Source organism: Pontibacterium sp., from assembly GCF_041587635.1.
GTDB lineage: Bacteria > Pseudomonadota > Gammaproteobacteria > Pseudomonadales > Balneatricaceae > Pontibacterium.
Window position 1 is genome coordinate 1 of the sequence record NZ_JBFGYC010000563.1, and the last position, 2559, is coordinate 2559.

Here is a 2559-nt window from a genome sequence, read left to right on the forward strand (position 1 = left end):
GCCTGAATGCACGTATGATCAGCGGTAACTATATCGCTGCCTTCAGTACTCGAATTCTGAAAATCCAAAATACCCCGTTTACCTATTGGCACCTGGAATACCCGCAGCAATTGGAAGTACGCCGGATTCGCAAACATACGCGTGTGCCTGTCAGCCTCAAAGTATCCATGGATGAGTATGAAGAGGGCAGTTCTACAGTGGGTATTTGGCCTTGTAGTGGCTTCTGTACTGATATTTCACTGGTGGGAGCCTGTATCGAGGTTTCGTCCCCACTGGGGAACATAGGTGATCAGCTCTACCTGACGCTCAGGGTGTCGGTGGCTGATATTGATCAGGTCATTCTGGCGCCGATTATCATTCGTAATATAAATCAGATCGAAACAGATCCGGTGAACGTATACCGTCATGGGGTTGAGTTTCTTGAATTGGACGAAGATACCCGTCTGATTCTGGCAAGTTTTGTTTATCAGCAATTCCTGGTTGAAACCGGGAGCCTTGATGAACTGGGATAGAGGTAGGTTACGTGTTTAGACTGGGCTTGATTGTTAATCCACTGGCAGGTGTTGGTGGCAGCGTTGCATTAAAAGGCAGTGATGGCGAAGAGACGGCGCGCAAAGCACTGGAGCTGGGGGCAGAACCTAAAGCGAATCTGCGTACCTTGCAAGCATTGGACGTGCTCAAAGGATTGGAGCTGAAAGTTGTCACCTATCCGGCGGAGATGGGTGAACAGGTGGCGCGTGATGCCGGATTTGAGCCTGAGGTGATCGGCAGTATTAGCAGTGGTGTAACGTCTGCTGAGGACACTGAGCGAGCCGCGAAAGAGATCGTAGAGCACGGTGTCGACCTGATCCTGTTTGCAGGAGGTGATGGCACTGCGCGGAATATTTGTAACTCTCTGAACGACAGCTTCCCGGTGTTAGGCATTCCGGCGGGCGTTAAGATTCATTCCGGTGTGTACGCGGTGACTCCTAAGGCAGCGGGCGAAATTGTTGCGATGTTGGTTCGGGGCGAGCTGGTGACGTTGGGTGACCAGGAGGTGCGTGACATTGACGAAGCGGCATTCCGGACCGGTGTTGTGCGCGCCAAGTATTATGGTGAGTTACAGGTACCACAAGAGCATCGTTATCTGCAGCACGTTAAAAACGGCGCTAAAGAAAGTGAAGAGCTGGTGCTGGATGATATCGCAGCGGATTTTGTTGAAAGCATGGAAGATGATGTGCGCTACATCATGGGATCAGGCACCACCGTACAGGCGTTGATGGACGAACTGGGTTTAGGTAATACCTTGCTGGGTGTTGATCTGATTGAGAATGGTGAAGTGATTGCCGCTGACTGTACGGCTGAGCAGTTGCTTGAACTCACCGAGGGCGTTGAAAGTCGTTTGGTGATCACCGTCATTGGTGGGCAAGGACATATTATCGGGCGAGGGAATCAGCAGTTGAGCCCTGAGCTATTAACACGCCTGGGTAAAGAAAACGTCATCGTCGTCGCGACAAAAACCAAACTGCGCGAACTGGACGGGCGCCCGCTCATCGTAGATAGCGGTGATACAGGCGTCAATAAGCAACTGTCCGGGGTGATTCCGGTGCGCACCGGCTACCACGATTCAGTGTTATACCGTGTGGCGGATCTCTGATCAGCCCGCTAAGCTGAAATAGGCGTCTGTGGCGGAGGACTGACATGCTATTTCATTGGTTACGATTTCTAATTTTGCTGCTGGCGCCAGCCTGGATGCATGATCGTACACCCGATGAAAGGCACTTCTTTCGCCGGCGCTTTACCCTTAAGCACTATAAAAAGCGTAAGAAAGTACGTTACATCTGGTTATCTGCAATTTCTGTGTGGCTGATCAACCCTACCTTACCCATGATGATCTTCGTTGGTTTGTTATCAACATTTCTATCCTTCAGTTTACTGGACGAATCTTCCTGAAACTTTTCTGTCATACGCGCGCTGTACAGTCTCCGCAAAGTTTATCGTACTGACTTCAAGAGGCTTGAGATGAAAAAACTGATTGCTGGTGCCGTGATTGCAGGTGCCCTGATGAGCGTTTACGGCTGCCAGTCCACAGCGACTAAAGAAACGGCTAAGCCAGTTGCTGAAGCTCCAAAGCTGAACAACGATGACCTGTATGAAGTGATTCAGGAAGGTCGTTACTATGTATTTGATGATTTTAAAACGTACCAGTCTTTCCTGACGGTTGGTGAAACCTCTTACCGCAAAGTGTTCATCGGTGGTGGTCCACACGGTGAAACACTGGTGCATGGCCTGATGGGTAAGGATAAGAAAAAGCTGTCTGGTATCGCGGGTGTAGATATGTTCGCAGGTAAGCTGGAAGCAGCTGAAGATTTCTACGGCGAAATGCGCGGCGAAGATGGTCGTCTATATGTATTCAACAGCCTGAAAGATATGGAAGATCTGCGTAAGGTTGGCGAAGCGCCATATCGCTTCACTCAGATTGGTGCAGGCCCTCAGGGACAGACGGTTGTATTCGTGCTGAACAAAGGCAACAAGAAAAAAGAACCCGTTGCACTGGTTAGTCGTTTTAAGGCGATGAAC

4 protein-coding genes are annotated in these 2559 nt (G+C 50.0%); all 4 read left to right on the forward strand.

All coding sequences use genetic code 11. The annotated features are described in order from the left end of the window. The coding region (locus tag ABYW01_RS19035; protein ID WP_372835895.1) for a flagellar brake protein at positions 1-512 on the forward strand (512 nt) is incomplete at its 5' end. 11 nt (positions 513-523) lie between these two features. Beyond that, entirely contained in the window at positions 524-1636 is a 1113-nt protein-coding gene (locus ABYW01_RS19040; protein ID WP_372835897.1) for an ATP-NAD kinase family protein, read from the forward strand. Positions 1637-1680: 44 nt separating this feature from the next. After that, complete coding sequence (locus ABYW01_RS19045; protein WP_372835899.1) at positions 1681-1932, forward strand: hypothetical protein; 252 nt, start codon at positions 1681-1683, stop codon at positions 1930-1932. Positions 1933-2001: 69 nt separating this feature from the next. Beyond that, a partial coding sequence (locus tag ABYW01_RS19050; protein WP_372835901.1) for a hypothetical protein occupies positions 2002-2559 on the forward strand: 558 nt, incomplete at its 3' end.